The 19,973-nt window shown below is 45.0% G+C and carries 24 protein-coding genes and 1 tRNA gene; 16 read left to right on the forward strand and 9 right to left on the reverse strand.

All coding sequences use genetic code 11. The features are described 5' to 3' along the window. The first annotated feature begins 96 nt into the window (after positions 1-96). Positions 97-1,155 carry an LD-carboxypeptidase gene (locus tag ABWT76_RS10290; protein WP_054466269.1) on the forward strand — a complete coding sequence of 353 codons (1,059 nt, stop codon included), beginning with the start codon at positions 97-99 and terminating at the stop codon, positions 1,153-1,155. 39 nt (positions 1,156-1,194) lie between these two features. Here ABWT76_RS10290 and ABWT76_RS10295 read toward each other — a convergent pair whose 3' ends face one another. Continuing rightward, a complete protein-coding gene (locus tag ABWT76_RS10295; protein ID WP_054466268.1) occupies positions 1,195-1,401 on the reverse strand; it encodes an RNA-binding S4 domain-containing protein in 207 nt (68 codons plus the stop codon). Between the two features lie 259 nt (positions 1,402-1,660). On the opposite strand from ABWT76_RS10295, the gene ABWT76_RS10300 reads away from it, so the two are divergent. Next, a complete protein-coding gene (locus ABWT76_RS10300) occupies positions 1,661-1,852 on the forward strand; it encodes a hypothetical protein (protein WP_054466267.1) in 192 nt (63 codons plus the stop codon). 278 nt (positions 1,853-2,130) lie between these two features. Here ABWT76_RS10300 and ABWT76_RS10305 read toward each other — a convergent pair whose 3' ends face one another. Further along, entirely contained in the window at positions 2,131-2,376 is a 246-nt protein-coding gene (locus tag ABWT76_RS10305; RefSeq protein ID WP_354636038.1) for a hypothetical protein, read from the reverse strand. 430 nt (positions 2,377-2,806) lie between these two features. On the opposite strand from ABWT76_RS10305, the gene ispF reads away from it, so the two are divergent. After that, a complete protein-coding gene (ispF, locus tag ABWT76_RS10310; protein WP_054466265.1) occupies positions 2,807-3,295 on the forward strand; it encodes a 2-C-methyl-D-erythritol 2,4-cyclodiphosphate synthase in 489 nt (162 codons plus the stop codon). A 272-nt stretch (positions 3,296-3,567) separates the two neighbouring features. Here the strand turns inward: ispF and ABWT76_RS10315 are convergent, their stop codons facing one another. The 3 genes from ABWT76_RS10315 to ABWT76_RS10325 are packed head-to-tail and all read right to left on the reverse strand — an operon-like array spanning position 3,568 to position 4,241. Beyond that, on the reverse strand, positions 3,568-3,753 hold the full coding sequence (locus ABWT76_RS10315; protein ID WP_354636039.1) for a hypothetical protein: 186 nt from the start codon (positions 3,751-3,753) through the stop codon (positions 3,568-3,570). Then, positions 3,740-4,006: a hypothetical protein gene (locus tag ABWT76_RS10320; RefSeq protein ID WP_255353187.1), complete on the reverse strand. Its 267-nt coding sequence runs from the start codon at positions 4,004-4,006 to the stop codon at positions 3,740-3,742. The genes ABWT76_RS10315 and ABWT76_RS10320 overlap by 14 nt, the downstream gene beginning before the upstream one ends. Further along, positions 3,969-4,241, reverse strand: a complete 273-nt coding sequence (locus ABWT76_RS10325) for a hypothetical protein (RefSeq protein ID WP_354636040.1) — start codon at positions 4,239-4,241, stop codon at positions 3,969-3,971. The genes ABWT76_RS10320 and ABWT76_RS10325 overlap by 38 nt, the downstream gene beginning before the upstream one ends. Before the next feature lie 443 nt (positions 4,242-4,684). Between ABWT76_RS10325 and ABWT76_RS10330 the strand changes: the two genes are divergently transcribed. Then, a complete protein-coding gene (locus ABWT76_RS10330) occupies positions 4,685-4,891 on the forward strand; it encodes a hypothetical protein (protein WP_054466261.1) in 207 nt (68 codons plus the stop codon). 117 nt (positions 4,892-5,008) lie between these two features. Here the strand turns inward: ABWT76_RS10330 and ABWT76_RS10335 are convergent, their stop codons facing one another. Together ABWT76_RS10335 and ABWT76_RS10340 are read right to left on the reverse strand one after the other, a co-directional pair. Next, on the reverse strand, positions 5,009-6,088 hold the full coding sequence (locus ABWT76_RS10335; protein ID WP_054466260.1) for a TrkA family potassium uptake protein: 1,080 nt from the start codon (positions 6,086-6,088) through the stop codon (positions 5,009-5,011). Positions 6,089-6,342: 254 nt separating this feature from the next. Next, positions 6,343-6,414, reverse strand: a tRNA-Val gene (locus ABWT76_RS10340). A 43-nt stretch (positions 6,415-6,457) separates the two neighbouring features. Here ABWT76_RS10340 and ABWT76_RS10345 point away from each other — a divergent pair. The 10 genes from ABWT76_RS10345 (at position 6,458) to proC (ending at position 16,545) form a co-directional block, all read left to right on the forward strand. Further along, the gene (locus tag ABWT76_RS10345; RefSeq protein WP_054466339.1) at positions 6,458-7,132 is read left to right on the forward strand and encodes a metal-binding protein; all 675 of its coding nucleotides are present in this window, start codon (positions 6,458-6,460) and stop codon (positions 7,130-7,132) included. A gap of 90 nt (positions 7,133-7,222) precedes the next feature. Continuing rightward, positions 7,223-8,074: a nucleoside triphosphate pyrophosphohydrolase gene (gene mazG, locus ABWT76_RS10350; RefSeq protein ID WP_054466259.1), complete on the forward strand. Its 852-nt coding sequence runs from the start codon at positions 7,223-7,225 to the stop codon at positions 8,072-8,074. A gap of 256 nt (positions 8,075-8,330) precedes the next feature. Continuing rightward, positions 8,331-8,729, forward strand: a complete 399-nt coding sequence (locus tag ABWT76_RS10355) for a hypothetical protein (protein ID WP_354636041.1) — start codon at positions 8,331-8,333, stop codon at positions 8,727-8,729. A gap of 189 nt (positions 8,730-8,918) precedes the next feature. Next, positions 8,919-10,280, forward strand: a complete 1,362-nt coding sequence (gene der, locus ABWT76_RS10360) for a ribosome biogenesis GTPase Der (RefSeq protein WP_054466257.1) — start codon at positions 8,919-8,921, stop codon at positions 10,278-10,280. A gap of 106 nt (positions 10,281-10,386) precedes the next feature. Then, positions 10,387-11,415, forward strand: a complete 1,029-nt coding sequence (locus ABWT76_RS10365) for an energy-coupling factor transporter transmembrane protein EcfT (RefSeq protein ID WP_190879835.1) — start codon at positions 10,387-10,389, stop codon at positions 11,413-11,415. After that, a complete protein-coding gene (locus ABWT76_RS10370; protein ID WP_082348844.1) occupies positions 11,412-13,001 on the forward strand; it encodes an anthranilate synthase component I in 1,590 nt (529 codons plus the stop codon). The genes ABWT76_RS10365 and ABWT76_RS10370 overlap by 4 nt, the downstream gene beginning before the upstream one ends. A gap of 160 nt (positions 13,002-13,161) precedes the next feature. After that, a complete protein-coding gene (pipX, locus tag ABWT76_RS10375; RefSeq protein WP_054466255.1) occupies positions 13,162-13,428 on the forward strand; it encodes a transcriptional coactivator PipX in 267 nt (88 codons plus the stop codon). Between the two features lie 248 nt (positions 13,429-13,676). Beyond that, the gene (locus ABWT76_RS10380) at positions 13,677-14,336 is read left to right on the forward strand and encodes a YggS family pyridoxal phosphate-dependent enzyme (protein WP_054466254.1); all 660 of its coding nucleotides are present in this window, start codon (positions 13,677-13,679) and stop codon (positions 14,334-14,336) included. Positions 14,337-14,996: 660 nt separating this feature from the next. Further along, positions 14,997-15,638 carry a cell division protein SepF gene (locus ABWT76_RS10385; protein ID WP_054470425.1) on the forward strand — a complete coding sequence of 214 codons (642 nt, stop codon included), beginning with the start codon at positions 14,997-14,999 and terminating at the stop codon, positions 15,636-15,638. Positions 15,639-15,759: 121 nt separating this feature from the next. Next, entirely contained in the window at positions 15,760-16,545 is a 786-nt protein-coding gene (gene proC, locus ABWT76_RS10390) for a pyrroline-5-carboxylate reductase (RefSeq protein ID WP_354636399.1), read from the forward strand. A 321-nt stretch (positions 16,546-16,866) separates the two neighbouring features. On the opposite strand, the gene ABWT76_RS10395 is transcribed toward proC, so the two are convergent. Further along, the gene (locus ABWT76_RS10395) at positions 16,867-17,154 is read right to left on the reverse strand and encodes a hypothetical protein (RefSeq protein WP_054470420.1); all 288 of its coding nucleotides are present in this window, start codon (positions 17,152-17,154) and stop codon (positions 16,867-16,869) included. Next, a complete protein-coding gene (locus ABWT76_RS10400) occupies positions 17,141-17,590 on the reverse strand; it encodes a BrnT family toxin (RefSeq protein ID WP_313890675.1) in 450 nt (149 codons plus the stop codon). The genes ABWT76_RS10395 and ABWT76_RS10400 overlap by 14 nt, the downstream gene beginning before the upstream one ends. Before the next feature lie 31 nt (positions 17,591-17,621). Here ABWT76_RS10400 and ABWT76_RS10405 point away from each other — a divergent pair, with 31 nt between their 5' ends. Both ABWT76_RS10405 and ABWT76_RS10410 read left to right on the forward strand, forming a co-directional pair. Then, positions 17,622-17,762, forward strand: coding sequence for a hypothetical protein (locus tag ABWT76_RS10405; protein ID WP_190879837.1), 141 nt, complete (start codon positions 17,622-17,624; stop codon positions 17,760-17,762). 405 nt (positions 17,763-18,167) lie between these two features. Continuing rightward, positions 18,168-19,904, forward strand: coding sequence for a bifunctional serine/threonine-protein kinase/formylglycine-generating enzyme family protein (locus ABWT76_RS10410; RefSeq protein ID WP_354636042.1), 1,737 nt, complete (start codon positions 18,168-18,170; stop codon positions 19,902-19,904). Positions 19,905-19,973 lie beyond the last annotated feature (69 nt).

Consider the following 19,973-nt stretch of genomic DNA (forward strand, 5'->3'; position numbering starts at 1 on the left):
GAAAATAGAGGAAATGGTGATATTTCATTGAAATTTTTACTTTTCACTTCTCCTCTCTCCTCTATTCTCTCTCCTCATAATTACAGGATTAATTTTATGTTTAAACTGTCTCAAGGAATTTATAATCGCCGTCAATTTTTTCATTTTTTGGGACTATCTTTGTTGGCAACTAAACTGCCTGCTGCTGCCACAGATCAGTCATTGCCTGATACTATGCCTGACAATATGCCTGACCATATCCTGAAACCGCCAAAACTAAAAGTCGGGGATACGGTTGGTTTAATTAATCCCGCGAGTCCGGTGGATTTAGAAGATGTTGAATATACGGAAAAAGCCTTAGCCAAGTTGGGATTAAAGGTGAAGCGTGGGGCGCATATTTTAGATGAATACGGTTATTTAGCCGGGAAAGACCGCGATCGCGCTGCGGATATTCAGGCTATGTTTGCGGATGATTCCGTCAAAGCCTTGTTAACCCTGCGGGGGGGTTGGGGTTGCCATCGAATTTTGCCCTTGTTGGACTATAATTTAATTCGCCAAAATCCCAAAATTATTATGGGATATAGCGATATTACTTCCTTATTATTGGCGATTTATGCCCGCAGTGGCATGGTGACTTTTCATGGGCCGGTGGGCACTTCTGAATGGAATCAGTTTTCTTTAGAATATTTCCAACGGATTCTATTTAATGGGGGGGCGGTGAAAATGGTCAATCCGGTGAGAATTTCTGGGGAGGCGATCGCCCCTGGAAAAGCCACCGGACGGATTGTGGGTGGTAACTTATCCGTCCTGACTTCAATGGTGGGTTCTCCTTATTTACCGGACTGGAATCAAACCATTTTATTTGTGGAAGAAATTGGCGAAGATATCTACCGCATCGACCGAATGTTAACTCAGCTAAAAATCGCGGGCATCCTCGATCAAATTTCTGGGTTTATTTTTGCTCAATGTCGCAACTGTACCCCTGGTGAAGACGACGATCCCTCCCTGACTTTACCCCAAGTTTTATCGGATATCATCAAACCGTTAGGAATTCCCGCTTGGTATGGGTCGGCGATCGGACATATTCCCGATAAATTTACCATTCCCATTGGTGTTCCCGTGGAAATTGATGCAAATAACGCCACCATCCGAATGTTAGAGTCCGCCGTGATATAATAAATTAAGCAGGTAGAAAAGAAACAATCTATCGCCTTACTATTGATTCACATCAACCTCAAAAGTTTGTGAACCCACCGTCACGCGATCGCCTGTCACTAATTGTCTGCCTCGTCGGGTATCAACCACACCATTGACCAGAACCTCCCCCGATTGAATCATCATTTTTGCCTGTCCTCCGGTATCGGCAATACCCATGAACTTTAAAAATTGACTCAGGGTAATAGTTTTGCTGTTTGTGGCCATAAAGTCCCTCTGAAATGATTAGATCAGTGCGATCGTATCACTTTTGTCCAATCGCTTTTACCACGGGAATCGGAATTTTTTGCCCCAATGCCACCCTACTACATTCCCACCAGTGATTATTTCGGATTTTAGATAGTACAAAAAACCTTACCTGGAGATGTTCGCCAACAGTGACAGCTTAAAAACTGGCATGAATTTATCCTGAAAGCTGCCTAATTAGCCTGAATATGTAATTAACGATTTCAAGCAAAGACATTTTATGATTAACCAAACCTCGAAAGAAACCGAAACCCAAGCCCAAACCCAAACCCAAACCCAAACCCAACCTCAACCTCAACCCAAAACTTCTACTGAATTTCACCCGCAAGAATTCGATCAAGCTATGAACGATTTAGGTAAAGCCTTTGCCGTTTATATGACTTGGAAATTTTCCGGTTTACTCGATCGCTAATACAATCCCAGAAAATGAAACTCAGTCAAGTGTCTGTTGGAGTGCCATTATGTTTCAGCCAAAGCAATTCCCAGCAAATTGCTGGTTTCTGGATTGTCACCGCAAGTTAACTTCTCCATCGCTTTTCCACAACTTCTCACAACTTATCCAGCAAATTGTCCAGCAAATTATTTTTTCACATAAAAAACCCGGTTTCAGAGAAACCGGGTTTTTTATCCGTGATGAGTCAATAATCTGGGAGTAAGTGCATATTTACTAGCCTCTAAATTATGAGATATTTATCTAACCTCAGCCAAAGATTTCCCAATCTTTAACTCTTCTTTACTCTGACCCAGTTGTTGCCAGAGTTTTTCAATTTCGCAATACGCTTCTTCCAAAGACATCTTGCCATTGCCCGCTAAATTAGAAATTAACGTCGCTTCTTGAACAAAATCTTCCATCCGGTTATGAAATTCAACATTTTCTGGAGTTAATTCACCATAGAAATGGCTATGAGGATGAATAAATTCAGCGCTTTTAATCATAGTTTTCACCTCGATATTTTAGGAATTGATTAATAATCAGGAATATTCTGGTAGAATCAGCATTTTTACACAATTGTTTCAAAGCTTATCTTTATCCCTTATCCTTCACTTATTATTATTATACCCTAAATTGCAAATTTGTGTGACATAAACCACATTTTTTTAATCAAGACCCAACGAGAAAACCTATTAGGGATCCAGAATGACGATAGTGTCTTGTCGATAAAACCGCAAGCGAGTATCTACGATCATTGGTCAGAAAGTCCTTGGTTAGTTGTTGACGGTTGGCGGTTCCCCACAGCGATCGCGACTTTACAGGATCGGCACCCCTGCACTACTATGCACGATGGCGGTTACCCGTTTCCTGTTCCCTATTTCCGATAAAATTTGCCCGGTAGGACGAATGAGGATTTTTTGAGGATTTTTGGTGATGACGGTTCAAATTAGAATTGGCAATGGTTATGATATCCACCGCTTAGGAAGCGATCGCGCACTAATTCTGGGGGGAGTCAAAATTGAGCATTCCTTGGGATTAGTGGGTCATAGCGATGCAGATGTGTTAACTCATGCGATCATGGACGCCATGCTCGGTGCCCTCAGTTTAGGAGACATTGGTCACTACTTTCCGCCCACGGACGATCGCTGGAAAGGTGCCGATAGTTTAGTGTTATTAGCCCAAGTTAACCAGTTAATCAAAGAGAAAGGGTGGCAAGTGAGCAATATTGACTCTGTGGTGGTGGCAGAACGGCCTAAATTAAAACCGCATATTAGCAAAATGCGCGATCGCCTCTCAACAGTCTTGGGGATCGACCCTGACCAAGTAGGAGTCAAAGCCACCACCAACGAAAAACTCGGCCCCGAAGGGCGGGAAGAAGGGATTTCCGCGTATGCCGTAGCCTTACTCGTCAAAGCTAATTAATTTGTTTAGGGCGTAGGGTGTAGGGTGTAGGGTGTAGGGCTGCCATCGGTGTGGGGGGAAGAGAGAAAAGAGAATAGAGAAAAGAGAATAGAGAATTTTCCTATGCATCCTATGCATCCTATGCATCCTATGCATCCTATGCATCCTCTCTTCCCCTACACCCTACACCCTACACCCTACACCCTACACCCTACACCCTACACCCTACACCCTACACCCTACACCCTACACCCTACACCCCAAAAGCCCGATGGCGGCCCTCCACAGAAATTCTACAGATTCAACTTGGCAATAATTTCTTTTAAAACATTGGCCGAATGCTGCAACTGAGATAATTCGGTATCAGTCAAATTTATATTCACCATCTTGGTTGCCCCTTGACGATTTACCACCATCGGTAAACTTAAACAAACATCTTGGATGCCGTGGAAATCTTGAATTAAACTACTTACCGTCATCACCCGATTCTGATTTCTTAAAATTGCCTGGACAAAGCTTCCCAGTAATATAGGTCATAATATCCACCGGATTACTGACAATTAAGAAAATTGCATCAGCGCAGTATTGAACTAATTCGGGAATTAATTTCTTAAAGATTTCCACATGGCGTTGCACCAGATCCAGGCGGCTTTCTCCCCGTTGCTGTTTTGCCCCAGCGGTAATAATCACAATATCAGCACCCGCTGCATCCGAAGGAGGTTTTTCCGGCATAAACTAGGGTCGGTTCGACAAAAGGCAAGCCATGTTGTAAGTCCATCACCTCCCCTTCTAGTTTTTGCTGGTTAATGTCTATTAAGGTAATGACATCCAAGGTATTTTGAATCAGCATGGAATAGGCACAAGCCATGCCCACTTGACCGATGCCAATAATTGCGGCTTTCGTACCATCTTTTTTGGCGATCGGTGATGTCAGATCGATTTGGGTGGTGAATAAATTTTCAAACATATTTCAGCGGAAATTCATTGAGTTATATTCGTTAAATTTTAAAGCATAAGGTTCATTTGGTAAAATCTTGGCATAACGGCTTTTTCCAAATCTCGATCGCAAATAGTTTGATTCATCACTTAATCGTTAAACCCGTCTAAGAAAATGGAGTGATATAAAATATCTGGGGGTTGGCCAAAATTACCAAAAATTGTTATGAATTCATAACAAAGTAGCCAATATTTACCGAAAATTAAGCGGATGGGTCATCATCTATACAGCAGATTGCGAAAATATTAAAATATGTTAAGATAAGCGAAACCGTAAAAAAGCGATCGCACAACTATCGCTGAAATATTTGCCTGCTTAGGCTCTAGCAATCATGTAAATGTAGATAATGAATGGTCAGAGTCTAGATAAGGATGTAACAGTAATCTCGTGAAAACACTGGAGGAAGATGAACCATGAAAATTTGGGTGAATGAACAACTCGATCCTAGCGGAATGCTGTATGCCTGTATTGCCTGCTGCGATGAAACCCAGGCCCAAGAATGTTATGACTCTTTTGAGGAAAATTTAAGTGAATCTCAAAGGGTGCAAGGTTGGCTAACTAGGATGCGAACGGTCGCTTCATGGGATGAAGTGCCAGTCAGTGCCTTAAAATTAAACTAATCTTCAACTCATCTTCAAATAATCAAAAAAGCACAGAAAAAAGACAGGTATTTTTATGAAAAACCTGTCTTTTTTTCCTGCCCTACAGACCGCATCTTGCCTGTAAAAAAACATGATTTATCGGTTTGGGGGCAATTGCTTGGGTCGGCGAAACTGGGGCTGAGAACGCAGGGGACTAAGAATTTGATTCATCCGGCGTAGCTGTTCGGGGGTGCCCATACAAATCAAGACATCATCTGCCAGTAATTGTGTATCCGCAGTGGGGCCTCCGATCAGCGTCCCATCCTGACGGCGAATTGCCAGAATTAAAGCGCCCGTCTGACCCCGCAGATCCGCATCTTTGACCGTATAACCAACAAAGGGACAAGTTTCTGAGTTAACTTTGTATTCTTCCAGATATAAGGTGCGATCGGCCCCAGTAATAATCCCATCGACAAAATCCATCACCTCTGGTCGTAATGCCGCCGCTGCCATGCGTCGTCCCCCCGTAATATAAGGTGAAATCACCGTATCGGCGCCTGCCCGTTGCAACTTTTTCACCGCGTCCTCGGTGTTTGCCCGGGCAATAACTCGCAATTTGGGATTGAGGGTTTTTGCGGAAATCAAAGTATAAAGATTTTCCGCATCAGAAGGGAGGACGGTAATTAAACAAACTGCCCGTTCAATTCCTACCTGAATTAAGGTCGAATCCAAAGTCGCATCAGCCAGAACCGCAATACAATCAAGTTGTTCGGCTGCCTGCACTTCTTCTGGGTCGTTTTCTAGGACTAAGAAAGGAATGCCTTCTGCTTTGAATTCCAAAGCAACTTGACGTCCGGTGCGACCAAATCCACAGAGGATATAGTGTTCTGATAATGTATCTATCAATCGTCTCTGTTGCCTTAATCGAATAACGTCTTGAAAATATCCTGCAATAATCGCTTCTGTAAACCGATTCACAATGTAACCGATGGTAATTACACCCAGGGCAATTAAAGACATGGTGAACAGTCGCCCCGTAGGACCGAGAGGTCGCACCTCAGTAAATCCCACCGTTGAAAGGGTAATTGCAGTCATATAGGCGGCTTCGGATAAAGACCATCCTTCCATTGACCAGTATCCCAAGGTGCCTAGTAAAAAAACACCCCCAAGTAAACTGACACTGGTAATCAGTTCTTTCCTAATCCGTCGGTATTTTTGTTCTAGGATTGAATGCACTGGTTTGGTGTGAGAAGCACTTTCATTTTTGGTGTGATCTGATTAATTTTTGCATCGATTGTCACCAAAATCAGGATCTAGGTTGTGTGGCGATCGCATTTTTCAGTCAACGGTTGACGGTTAACGATTAACGATATCCGCCACCTACACCGCCACCTACATCCCGACTTGCATCCCGACTTAATAATCAAAAACCCCTGTAACCGATTTAGGTGACAGGGGTAAAAACCTTGTTATGATAAGGTTTCCGGGAATGGGCAGTACTGGGCTCGAACCAGTGACATCCTGCTTGTAAGGCAGGCGCTCTACCACTGAGCTAACCGCCCGGTTTTTGTAACCGAATCTACTATAGCACACTTTTTTCAATTTATGCCATCTGGTCGCACCCATGACGAAATTACTTTATGGAGCTTGCCCTGGGTGGCAGGTATCACCTGGGTTTTCACCCGTAACAGCCATTTAACTTTATTTGTTTCGGGAGGTTTTTTATTCAGTGGGCTGATGTTTGGCCCGGATCTGGATATCTATTCCCAGCAGTTTCTCCGTTGGGGGTGGTTGCGTTGGATTTGGCTGCCTTACCAAAAGAGTTTGCACCATCGCTCATTTCTGTCTCACGGTCCGGTGATTGGCACGGTGTTACGAGTTGTTTATCTGATGACTTGGATCGGCATGGTGGCGATCGCTATTTTGTTGGTGATGGATCTAGTCCGGGGTATGCCCTGGACCGTGGAGATGATGATTCAATGGGGGGCGCGATCGCTTCTGAGTCATTACCCAGACTTAATTGCCCTATTGATTGGTTTCGAGTTGGGGGCAATGAGTCACTCCTTAAGTGACTGGGGGGGTTCCACTTATAAACAAATAAAATCTCGCGGTTGGATGGCGGTGTTGCCCAAGTCTGTCACCTCCCAACTGGCGAAACGGCAGTCCCGCAAGTCCAGAAAACCCCCGCGTCCGTCTAGCAAATCCAGCCAACCGAAGGGTGGTCAGTCCAAGGGTCGGGGCAGCAGTGGCAGAAAAGCCCCCACACCGAAACGCAAATAAAGGGCAAGTAAAACACAAATAAAAATTCTAAGATGGTAAGAAAGTCCGGGCTAATCTGCACTTATATTTTGCACTTACATCACTTATATTATGTCCACCTACGAAACATCTCCAGCTAATCTGACTCCTGAACTTGCGGCTATGGAACAATTGATTTCCGTGGTGGCTAAATTGCGATCGCCTGATGGCGGTTGCCCCTGGGACTTGGCACAAACCCCAGAAAGCCTGATTCCCTATATCATCGAAGAAGCTTATGAGGTGGTCGATGCCATTCGGCAGGGCGATCCAAAGGCGATCGCCGAAGAATTAGGAGACTTGCTGTTACAAGTTGTTTTACAAGCGCAAATTGCCAAAGAATCTGGTCAATTTAGCATCGCCGAAATCGCCCAAGGAATCAGTGAAAAATTAATTCGCCGCCATCCTCATGTATTCGGGGATCTGAAAGTGAACAGCATCGAAGAAGTTCACCAAAATTGGGAACAAATTAAGGCTTCAGAAAAGGGCGAAACCAACTCAGAAAGCCAATTACTCAGTGATAAACTCAGCCGTTATGCCCGGACATTTCCCCCATTAGTGGCGGGAATGAAAATTTCTAAAAAAGCGGCAGCGGCGGGCTTTGAATGGGATGATGCCGAAGGAGTTTGGGCGAAATTACATGAGGAATTAAATGAGTTTAAACACGCCGTAGAACATGAAACCAAAGAAGAGCAAAAAGCTGAACTGGGAGATATTCTCTTTGTGTTGATTAATTTGGCACGTTGGTATGATTTGGAACCGGAAGAAGCTTTACAAATTACCAATGAAAAGTTTATTCAGCGGTTATCGAAAGTGGAGGCATTTAGCGATCGCCCATTGTCTGATTATTCTTTAGAAGAATTAGATCAACTTTGGGCAAAAGCCAAAGCACAAATTGCCCAGCAAAAATCAGCCAGCAAAAGTTAAATCATCTTCCCTAATTCAGAAACCGGGTTTCTGCGACAATTTACAGCACTTTTATCCGCGAGTCAACCACAAAGAATTTGTAGGGGCGAAGCATGACCGCAGAAGTTTGACGCTGAAAATATTAATGTGAATCCGGTCATGCTTCGCCCTACCCTGGTTCAGTAGGGGCGAAACCGCTGTATGATACCAAACCAATATTTATAGAACCAACCCGGTTTCTTTCGTCAAGCCAATTTATCAGACAAATCAGACAAAAATGATTAAACTTAAACCGAGTCTAAAACTAAGTCTAAATTTAGCGATCGCCTCTCTCTTAGCAGCCCTAGCGGGATGTACCAGCGCCCCAACAAGTAACCTAGGGCGAATTTGCACTTATGATGCCACAAAAGACCCGGAAAAAAGCCTGGGACAAAATGCAACATTGATCGTCCAAGAACAAGGAGGCGATACAATTTTTACTTACCAGTCTTTACCCTCGGTTCCCGTGGCGGAAAATATTACTCTGAATGCGAAAAGGGAATTAGTTTTTAAGAATACCCAGTTAGATACAGCCAGGGTAATTTTGCTGCAAAATAAGCCATATTTTAACCAGCTAGTAGGGGAGGAAAAACCCAAAGTATTTGCTGCCGTGAATCAGTTTTTAACTTGTCAATAGGCGGGAATCGCGCAATTTTGAAGAAAGAGTGGCAGGGGGGCAGGGTAAAACCGCACCCTCAATGGTCACTCGATGAACCAATCAATCAAAAAAGATTAAATAAACCTGATAATTTGGCAAAATTGTGATAAAAAATAGTATAATCATATAATTGCTATTTTTTATTCGTTTAGCAGGAACTATTAAAGAATGCCTCTGCCTATAGTAGCTATTATTGGCCGACCGAATGTCGGTAAGTCCACCCTGGTGAATCGTTTGGCGAGTACGCGAGATGCGATCGTCCATGATGAACCGGGAGTCACCCGCGATCGCACCTACAAACAAGCCTTTTGGGGCGATCGGGATTTTCAAGTCGTCGATACCGGGGGTTTAGTCTTTGCCGACGACACGGAATTCTTGCCGTTAATTAGAGAACAAGCCTTGACTGCCCTCACGGAATCAGTTGCCGCCATTTTTGTGGTCGATGGTCAAGCGGGTTTGACCTCTGGGGATGAAGAAATCGCCCAATGGTTACGACAACAAAAAGTGCCCATATTGTTGGCAGTGAATAAATGTGAATCAGAAACAATGGGTCTGACTCAAGCCGCCGAATTTTGGAATTTAGGACTGGGCGAACCTTTTCCTCTTTCCAGTATTCACGGCAATGGAACTGGTGAACTTTTAGACAAATTGATTACCTATTTTCCCCCGGTCGATGCAATTCCCGAAATCGAAGAAATTAAAATTGCCATTGTGGGGCGTCCGAATGTCGGTAAATCCAGTTTATTAAATAGCTTAGTCGGTCAACAACGGGCAATTGTTAGCCCAATTTCCGGCACTACTCGCGATACTATTGATATGGTGGTGCAACGGGACGATCAGGTTTATCGCCTGATTGATACAGCGGGAATTCGCAAAAAGAAAAATATCGATTACGGAGTGGAATTTTTTAGTATTAATCGGGCATTTAAAGCCATTCGCCGATCTGATGTGGTGTTGCTGGTGATTGATGCGGTGGATGGAGTCACGGAACAAGACCAAAAACTCGCCGGACGGATTGAAGATGAAGGTCGCGCTTGTGCGATCGTGGTGAATAAATGGGATTTAATTGAAAAAGATTCTTCGACCATTTATGACTATGAACGAGACATTAAAGATCGTCTCTATTTTGTCAATTGGGCACCGACGATTTTTACCAGTGCATTGACCGGCAAGCGAGTGCCGAATATTCTGGATTTAGTGGATCAAGTGGTGAGTCAACATCGCCGTCGCGTCTCTACTTCGGTGATTAATGAAGTGCTCGAAGAATCCGTGCGTTGGCATACTCCACCGACCTCGCGGCAAGGGCGTCAAGGGAAGATTTACTATGGAACTCAAATCAGAAGCCAACCACCCACGATCGCCCTATTTGTCAACGATCCAAAACGGTTTAAAGATAACTATCGCAGTTATTTAGAACGACAATTTCGCGATCAGTTAGGCTTTGAAGGGACACCCGTTCGGTTTGTTTGGCGGGGCAAAAAAGCCCGTGATGGAGAAAGGTCTGGAGCAAATCGGGCGGTGCGAGTGTAATATTGATAATTGATAATTGATAATTGATAATTATCAATTATCAATTAATGCCAACCACCAACCAACAACCAACAACCAACAACCAACAACTAATAACATTTAGAAAATGGATTTATTGCGATCGCTGCCTCTGGGACTTTATTTAGAACAACCAATTACCTGGCTACATTCCTTAGATGCACGGGTAAAATTAATCTGGTTGCTGAGTTTTCTTTTAGCCCCGTTGTTAGGAAATATTCCTTGGCGAATTGCCTTAGTTGGTTTACTAATTATTTTAACCTTTACCGCCATGATTCCCATGCGGGTTTGGCGACAACAAATGGGCTGGTTACTAATCTTTAGTGTTATGGTATTGTGCATCACAGCGATCGCCCCAGATGGATTAGCCATTGAACACCAAAGGCGTCTTCCTGCCTCGGAAATTACCTTCGTCACCACACCGCAGAATCCGCAAACCACTGCCACTCGTCAACCGTGGTACGATCCCTTCGGTTGGTTTAGCAATTCTGAAGCAAAGCAGCAAAAAGATGCGACCAAAGACCCCGCAAAAAAACCGGAATTATCATCGGATATTAACTTACCCCAGCCCACGGATTATCGTTATGTCATTTTTGATCAAGGGCCTGTGAAAATTACCCGCCGTTCTTTAGACTTAGGTCTTCGAGTCAGCACATTATTATTTACCCTAATTTACAGCACCAATCTTTATTTACTCACCACCGCCCCAGAAGAAATTACCGCCGGACTCGAAGATTTAATGAGTCCGTTGCAACGCTTCAATTTGCCAGTCACAGAAATCACCCTTACCTTAACTTTATCTTTGCGATTTATTCCCTTAGTCTTAGAAGAAGTGCAAAACTTAATTAGAGCCGTTAGCACTAGGGCAATTAACTGGAAAAAACTCGGTTGGCGTCGTTCCGTGAAAGTTTGGTTAACGGTGGTAGAACGGTTATTAGAAAACCTGCTTTTGCGAGCCTCTCAAATTGCTAATAGTATGCAAGTACGCGGCTTTACCAGTCCCAATGAGCATCGGGTGCAGTGGCATCAATTGCGCCTCAAAAGAGTTGATTGGTTAGCGATCGCCGGTTTGTTTATATTGTGGGGATTAAGATTAACCTGGGGATGGCAAGCATGAATCAACAAATACACCAAAAAAAACAACAAATCCAGCAACAAATACAGCCACAAATACAGCCAAGTCAGCCGTGGTATTGGCGATCGCTCCCTTTGCAAAAACGTACCGGATCCCAAGTTTTTGCCGCCTTATTTCGCACCAACGGCAACATCGCCACCTTATTAGAAAGTCCGGCAACCAAACCCTTGGAAAGTCAGGCATTAGCCCGATATTCCATCTGCGCTGGAACCCCTCGGATCGTACAAAATCAGCCACAAATTTGGACACCGCCATTAGGAGAAATATTTCCCTTTTTGCAGCAACTTTGGCAGCAAATTGAAGCCCGCAAACAAGGCAAATTTTCGCACAAGTCTGCGGTGTTGCCCGGATTATTGCCAGACCCTTCCTTACCTTTTACCGGCGGTTGGTTAGGTTGGCTAGGATATGACTTCGCTTGGGAAGTGGAAAAACTGCCCCAAATTAACACAGATCCCCTACCTTTTCCCGTGGCTTATTGGTATGAACCCGCAGAATTTGCCATCTTAGACCACCTGGAGCAAATCCTTTGGTTAGCCGCTAGTGAACCCAGGGATCTTGATAGTATGGAACAGCGATTAGAAACTATTAAGGCTATTAAGGCAGAAAAGTTAGCGCCAAATTTCTCCCAAAATCAGGGCTTAGTCACCGATTTACCTGCCATCGATCCCCATTTTCAGGTAAACCAAGGGGAATATGAACAGATGGTGCGTCAAGCAAAAAAATATATTCAAGCGGGAGATATTTTTCAGGCAAATTTGTCCTTACGCTTTGAAGCGGAAATTAGCCGCAACAGTTGGCAGATTTATCAAGCCTTACAAAACATTAATCCTTCTCCCTTTGCGAGTTACTGGCAAACCCCCTGGGGCGAAATGATCAGTTGTTCTCCCGAAAGATTAGTAAAATTGCAAGGGAGAAAAGCGGAAACTCGACCGATTGCCGGGACGCGATCGCGCGGAGTCACCCCAGAAAAGGATCGCCAACTTGCCCAAGAACTCTTGACCAACACCAAAGAACGGGCTGAACATATCATGCTGGTGGATCTGGAACGGAACGACCTGGGTCGAGTTTGTCAATGGGGTTCCGTGCAAGTGGATGAACTCTTGACCATCGAGCGATATTCTCATGTAATGCACTTAGTCAGTAATGCGATCGGCACTTTGCGTCCCGACTGCAATGGCATCGACCTGATCCGCGCCATGTTTCCTGGGGGCACCATCACCGGCTGTCCTAAAGTTCGTTGCATGGAAATCATCGAAGAACTCGAACCTGTACGGCGCAGTTTATTCTATGGATCTTGTGGTTATCTTGATTGGCGGGGAAATCTCGACCTAAACATCTTAATTAGAACATTATTATGTACTCACGGGGAAACCTATCCTGATGCCAACAGCCCCCTCTCCACTTCTACCAAAGCCTCAGCCTCCGCATCCTCCCGCGTATTTGGGCAAGTGGGTGCGGGAATTGTCGCCGACAGCGATCCAGAAAAAGAGTGGCATGAGTCCCTGCATAAAGCCCAAGCTCAATTAGCAGCTTTACAAATTGCGAGAATCAGCGATCCAAATACCTGATAAGATTTCTTTGTCATTTCACCTAAAATAGGACTTACGCAGCGCGGATATATCCGCAAGAACAGTTGGTAGGTGCTCTCCCGTGGCGGTGGTTGCCCCAATTAGAGACTCTTTGCGTAAGTTCTGTAAAATTTAGACCAATTGCTGGATCAAACCTTGAATGAGCACTGAAACTTATATCAATCATCCTAACTTTGGCCTGCTTTATCGAATTTGTCTGATTGCGGATAATCAGGAATTATTCACAACTCTCTATGCCCAACGTCTCTATTTTTTAGTCTCTAACCACCCCGATGGTTTGCAATTTCAACCCATTACCCGGAATGAGGCGCGAATTAATGTAGAAAACCGATTGCGAATGTTGCGGCGAAATCGACAAATGAGTGAATATCAAGAGCTAATGAAAGTTCATCAGCGTAATTTTTAATTAAAACTTCAGGCAACCTTCAGGATTTTCGCTAAACAGGTAATATTTTGAGCGCGGTCTGAGCGCTATCTGAGCGCGATCGCTATTTCATAACTCTCATATTCCTGTAAAAATCCTGTCGAGCTACTCTGGTCTATTAATTATTGACGATCGCCATAAGATTAGTCCTCAATTTATTAAAATTTCTAGTCAACATTAGTCAATAACCATATTTAACCCATTTTACCCTATTTAAATTATTGATAATGATGAATCAAGCCATCAGAGAAAAAATTACCAACATTCGCCAAAACCTACCGGCCAACGTGCGCCTGGTTGCCGTCAGTAAATATGTCTCCGTTGAGGAAATTAGAGCCGCTTATGCCGCCGGAATTAGAGATTTTGGGGAAAATAAAATTCAAGATATGGAGGAAAAAAAAGCTCAATTACCAGATTTATCGGACATTACCTGGCATTTAATCGGTCATCTGCAAACCAATAAAGCCAAAAAAGCCTTAGAACTTTTTGACTGGATTCACTCCGTTGACAGTTTAGCTTTAGCCCAAAAATTAAACCGACTAGCGGGGGAATTATCTAGGCAGCCGCAAATACTTTTACAGGTAAAAATATTACCAGATCCGAATAAATTTGGCTGGGAAATTGAGCAACTGATGCAAGAATTACCCGCTTTAAATGATTGCACTAATTTAAAGATTAGAGGCTTAATGGTGATTGCTCCTTTGGGCTTAAATGAAATCGAAAACCTAGATTTTTTTCACCAAGCCCGTCAGTTGAGTGAAGCGATCGCGCAACAAAATTGGTCGCATATTTCTATGGAAGATTTATCAATGGGAATGTCCGGGGACTACCCCTTAGCCGTCCAAGCAGGTGCCACTATCGTCCGCTTGGGACAAATTTTATTTAGGTAGATTGTTATTTGTTATTTCTTATTTGCTATTTGTTGTTAGTTATTTGTTGTCCGAACAACCAAAGAATCCCTACCCACCAACCACCAACCACCAACCAACAACCACCAACCACCAACCACCAACCACCAACCAACCCGATCGCTAACTGCCAATCTGTAGCAAAAAAATAAAAAACTTAAGATAATTGATCCAGAAATGTCAAAACCGCCGAGACACTTATAATATATTAAAAGCATCCTGTACCCTATTGTTACAGCCTAGGACTTTGCCAATACTCAAAAAACGGGTGCTTGCTGGTGATCTAGGCATAATAGACTTCTTGCTTTCATTCGTGCAAAGCCGAGTGGCGTTTTTAAGGGGGGTTGGGGGGATCGACCTCGGTATTTTGCACTCGTGTCTAATAAATATACTGTTAATCTAAAGACAGTAGTGAAATCCCGGCAGGTTTGGGAGCCTTTACGGGTAAGTGATTAAAGCAGATAAAAAGGTGCAGTCAACCACCAGTTAGGATAAGAAGAATTGCGACACCGCGATCGCGAGCAAGCAAAGAACAGGGGACAGAGTTACGAGTAAGTCATCGACTTGTAAGATCAAATCGGCGTTTTAATCAGGAAAGCTCTGGCCTTGAGTGAATCATTATGTAATGAGGGAGCGTGAACAGTGAACAACCTTTTTTCTAAGTTACGAGATTTCGTCACCGGCACCCCAGGCGACGAATATGATGAATACTATGATGGAGATGCGGAGGGACAAGGCTATCAAAATTTGTACCCAGAACAACCGCCTGCCCCAGCCGCCCCAGCCGATAATAGCCAGACCCGTAGTAGACTTCGAGACAGAACAGTTAGTGCTGTTGGCATGAGTTCTTCAAATATTGGTATGGGTGGAGCAGATACAGGAATGAATACAAATTTAAAGGGGATGAATAATGTGATTGGAATGCCCGGTGCCGCTAATGGGATCAGCGAAGTTGTGGTAATGGAACCTCGCTCGTTTGAAGAAATGCCTCAAGCCATCCAAGGTTTGCGGGAACGCAAATCTGTGGTGTTGAACCTGACCATGATGGATCCCGACCAAGCCCAAAGAGCCGTCGATTTTATTGCCGGTGGAACTTATGCCCTGGATGGCCACCAAGAAAGAATTGGTGAAAGCATCTTTTTGTTTACACCGAGTTGTGTTCAAGTCAGCACTCAGTCTGGTGTTGTCCATGATGTCCTGCAACATCATATCCGCTCTTCGCGTCAGCCAATAGCGCCGACCGGAAACTGGAATGATGACCAAATGCGGATGGCTTCTCAGTAAGTTTCTCGCTTTCTGCTAGTAAATCTATTCGTAGGGTGGGCAAGATTTTGCCCACCCTACTGTTTTAAAATTATCCATAATTAGCAGAAAGGATTAGAGAAAATTGTCCATAAAATTAGGCATGATTGGCGGTGGGGTAATGGGAGAGGCGCTTTTATCCCGGTTAATCGCCCAAAGCGTCTATGCGCCTCAAGAGGTGATCGTTAGCGATCCCCTACCTCAGCGAAGAGAATATTTAAGTGAAAAATATCAGGTTCAGGTGACATCTGATAATCAGGCTGTCGCCTTGGCAGATCGGGTGCTCTTATTGGCAATTAAGCCCCAAGTATTTGATGCAGTAGTTGCCCAGTTATCTGCCGGTGATGCTAAAGACCAGTTGGTGTTGTCTATTCTCGCCGGGGTGCCTCTGCGGAAATTGGAGGCGGCATTTCCCCAACAGCCTGTGATTCGGGCAATGCCCAATACTCCGGCAACGGTGGGGGCAGGTATTACCGCGATCGCCCCTGGGAAACTGGTTACACCGTCGCACTTGCAACAAGGTCAGCAGATATTGCAAGCAGTGGGGGATGTGGTGGAAGTCCCCGAATCCATGATGGATGCAGTGACGGGGCTTTCCGGTTCTGGCCCTGGTTATGTCGCGATCGCCATTGAAGCCTTAACTGATGGCGGTGTTGCGGCTGGTTTACCAAGGGCGATCGCCGCCAAACTAGCCCTAAACACCGTATTAGGCACCGCGCAACTACTCAAAGAAACGGAAATGCACCCAGCAGAACTCAAAGATCGAGTCACCAGTCCAGGGGGAACCACCATTGCCGGAATTGCCCAACTAGAAAGCGCCGGATTTCGTTCCGCCTTAATTGAAGCCGTCCGCAAAGCCGCCCAAAGGTCTCAAGAACTCGGCAGCTAGAGCCCCAGAAACCGGGTTTCTTGAAGCGGCCCAGAAACCGGGTTTCTTGCGTCAACCCTTGCCACCCACCAACAACGCTCATAGAAACCCGGTTTCTTGTCGGCCGAAGTCCAAGGACCCCTGAAACCGGGTTTCTTGCGTCAACCCTTGCCACCCACCAACAAACATCATAGAAACCCGGTTTCTTGTCCCTGGGGCTAGAAACCTGGAGAGGTTAGAAACCGGGTTTCTATGTAAGGGCCGGTGGGGAGGCCGAGATTTCTTAGAGAAACCCGGTTTCTTGTCCAGGAGTCCAGAAACCGGGTTTCTTTCCTGCTGAATTCAAATTGCCTGACAATTTTTCGGAAACAAACTAATCAAAGTGCGTAAAGCCCTATTCACCGTTTCAGCATCAGGAAAATATTCCCGCACATCTGGATCAAGCATAATTGCTCCATCTTCCAGAGTAAAATATTGAACAATATCCTTGCCATCGGTTTGATGAATGGTCACAGTATGTCCTTGCCGATAGGCTTGGTAATGCTTGCCGCGTATGCCCCCGGTAAAATCATATTCTGGAAGCATTTCATCATCAGTGATATCTGGCTGGTCAAAATTATGATTGTTCATAGATTTTCCTCTCTGTTTTGGTGGCTTTCCGACAACTAATAATCCGAATGTTTGCTTGACGTTCTGTGTAAACTACAACAAGTAACTGACCTTGACTGGACCGACCAATATCAATATAGCGATCTTCATTATCCGAGTGCTGGGAATCAGCGATCGTTATCGATAATGGGTCATTGAAAACGGTTTTTGCTTCCTCAAAACTAATTCCGTGTTTTTTGAGGTTATTTTCGGCTTTTTCTTCATGCCATTCAAACCTCAACTGCATATCATCGCCTCTTGAAAATTGAGAAACCGGGTAATTGACGAAAATCTCGGTTAGGATAGATAAATTATCGCCGAAACCCGGTTTCTTGTCCCCCCAGAAACCCGGTTTCTTTTTTCGGCCCAGAAACCGGGTTTCTTGCGTTAACCCTTGCCACCCACCAACAACTCTCATAGAAACCCGGTTTCTTCTTTGCCGAAGTCAAATGGCCCCAACACCTGAAGCGGTTAGAAACCCGGTTTCTTGTCCCTGGGGCGGTGGGAAGCCGGGAGAGGTTAGAAACCGGGTTTCTTGTCCCTGGGGCGGTGGGAAGCCGGGAGAGGTTAGAAACCGGGTTTCTATGTAGGGGCCTGTGGGGTGGCAAAGGTTAACTTAAGAAACCCGGTTTCTTGTCCCTGGGGCGGTGGGAAGCCGGGAGAGGTTAGAAACCGGGTTTCTATGTAAGGGCCTGTGGGGTGGCAAAGGTTAACTTAAGAAACCCGGTTTCTTGTCCCTGGGGCGGTGGGAAGCCGGGAGAGGTTAGAAACCGGGTTTCTATGTAGGGGCCTGTGGGGTGGCAAAGGTTAACTTAAGAAACCCGGTTTCTTGTCCCTGGGGCGGTGGGAAGCCGGGAGAGGTTAGAAACCGGGTTTCTATGTAGGGGCCTGTGGGGTGGCAAAGGTTAACTTAAGAAACCCGGTTTCTTGTCCCTTCTATGCTACTCTAGACTATGTGGCAAAGCTGATCTAAACAAGCCCGGTTTCTCACTCCCATGACCCAAATCTGGCAACCCGTCATCTGGCAACCCAACCAGCAACTCGACAAAGGCAAATACACCATCACCGGCATCCTCGGAGGCGGTGGCTTCGGCAGCACCTACACCGCTAAAGACAAAAGCGGCAAAACCTTCGCCATCAAAACCCTCAACACCCAACAACAAACCAACAAAACCATCGCCGAATTTACCAGCCTCCAGGTCAGTTTTGTCAACGAAGCATTACGGCTGGCAAGATGTCATCATCCCCACATTGTCCAAGTGTATGAAGTGGTGGAACATCAAGGACTCATGGGTATGGTCATGGAATATATCCAAGGGCAGAACTTAGCGGAATTCGTAGAAGACAATGGCCCCATGTCCCACCAGCAAGCCCTAAAAATTATGGAGCAAATTGGGGCGGCTTTGACTTTGGTACATAGCCAAGAATTATTACACCGGGACATTAAACCCCAAAATATAATGTTGCGCCGTAGTGATAGTAGCGCGGTGTTAATTGACTTTGGGTTAGCCAGACAGTTTGCCTACGGACAAACCGGCACCATGACCAACTCCAGAACCGAGTGTTATGCTCCCATTGAGCAATATAAACGGCAAGGAAAATTCGGTCCCTATACTGATGTCTATGCTTTGGCCGCTACGCTATATAATTTGCGGACAGGTAAAAGCCCGATCCCCGCTAATTTTCGGGATGAGTTGAAACTTCCCTTGCCGGAACCGAAACAGCATAATCCGCAAATCCCTGACTGGGAAAATGCCGCCATTCTCAAAGGCTTGGAACTAGAAGCCGCAAACCGTCCCCAGTCCGTCGCTGAGTGGTTAAAATTACTAGGTCCTTTTACCACCTTTACCTTTAACATCGTCAAAGTCAACGCCCAGGGGAAAGAAATCAGCCGCAGTCAAGGGCAAGCGAAACAAATCATCACCGACCTGGGCAATGGCATCACCCTGGAAATGGTTTATATTCCTGGGGGTACATTTATGATGGGTTCCCCTGCTGGTGAAGGATATGATGATGAAAAGCCGCAGCATCAAGTCACCATCAAACCTTTCCTGATGGGCAAATATCCCGTGACCCAAGCCCAATGGCGGCAAGTGGCCAGTTTTCCCAAGCTGCAAATAGACCTCGACCCCAACCCGTCATATTTTAAAGGAGAAAATCTTCCCGTTGAATGTGTTTCATGGTATGACTGCATCGAATTTTGTGCGCGGTTAAGTCAAAAAACTGAGAAAAACTATCGCTTGCCCAGTGAAGCTGAGTGGGAATATGCGGCACGAGCCGGAACGACCACAGCCTTTCACATCGGCGAAACCCTGACAACCGACCTGGCCAACTATGATGGCAATTATACCTATGGCTCAGGTGCTAAAGGCGTTTACCGCGAAAAAACTACTCCCGTCGGTCATTTTCAACACGCCAATGCTTTTGGCTTGTATGACATCCACGGGAATGTTTGGGAGTGGTGTTTAGACGATTGGCACGACAGCTATACTGGCGCCCCGACTAATGGTTTGGCGTGGCTAAATGAGAATGATAATGATTATCATTTTGAGCGTAATTGGATCCATTGGTTGAAAGAAATTTTTACCCATAAAAATAATAAGCTGTTGCGTGGCGGATTCTGGTTCGACGGTCCCAGGGCTTGCCGTTCGGCGCATCGTTACTACCTCGATCCGGGCTATCGGTATCTCATTATTGGCTTCCGTATTGGGATCTCCCTGCCGAGAACTTAATTTCCCTCTACTCTTTTTCTCTTTTTCCCTTTTGGCGCGAAGCGCCTTTTTTTTTTTTTGTAAAGTTTT

The sequence above is a fragment of the Planktothricoides raciborskii GIHE-MW2 genome (assembly GCF_040564635.1).
In the GTDB taxonomy this organism is placed as follows: Bacteria; Cyanobacteriota; Cyanobacteriia; order Cyanobacteriales; family Laspinemataceae; genus Planktothricoides; species Planktothricoides raciborskii.